Genomic DNA, 615 nt, shown 5'->3' on the forward strand with positions numbered 1-615 from the left:
TTAATAGCGCGGTCGAAACGTTTTTGAGCTACACCGGACAGCATTTTAGCGGCTGCTTTATCTTGCGCGACTATTGCGGCAAACTGGCGTAGTGTCATAGTTCCTTCTTGCACTTGCTGGATAAACTTTTGCAGTGGTGCGTAGTTGCGGAAAACTTGCATTATTTGGTCGCCTCATAAACGTGTTGTAAAAGTTCGTTCAACAGTTCCTGATTGTGGTTACATGCTTCAATGTAAAGGAATAGATAGTTTACATTGGTTGAACGTCCATTCTCAAAAGCTGAGATGTTTTGTGTTGGTACGCCTTGCAGGTTGGCTAACTGTTCTTGAGTCATGTCAAGTGCATCTATGCGAAAGTTTGCCAGCCGACGAGCGAGTCGATAAGATTTGGTCATGCGTATTTCCTCGATTTGTCATTGAGTAGTAATAATAACATGGTTAGAGTGTAATGTCAATAGGTTGACTTGAGTTTTTGTTTGTGTTAGGATGTGTTCATTGAAATAGTTGTTCGTCATTATTCCCCTCAACAGTTATTGTACCCCTCCCCGTGTGAAAAATCAACCCCAAATAGTGACAGTGGGAAAAGTGGTAGTAGTTTTATTTCTTGTCCTTCTTT

1 protein-coding gene is annotated in these 615 nt (G+C 41.3%); it reads right to left on the reverse strand.

The window, feature by feature from the left end; genetic code table 11:
* Positions 1 to 160: 160 nt before the first annotated feature.
* Positions 161 to 394: a helix-turn-helix domain-containing protein gene (locus N1032_RS26265; RefSeq protein ID WP_259543585.1), complete on the reverse strand. Its 234-nt coding sequence runs from the start codon at positions 392 to 394 to the stop codon at positions 161 to 163.
* Positions 395 to 615: the final 221 nt, after the last annotated feature.

Source organism: Herbiconiux daphne, assembly GCF_024979295.1.
Classification (GTDB): Bacteria; Actinomycetota; Actinomycetes; order Actinomycetales; family Microbacteriaceae; genus Herbiconiux; species Herbiconiux daphnes.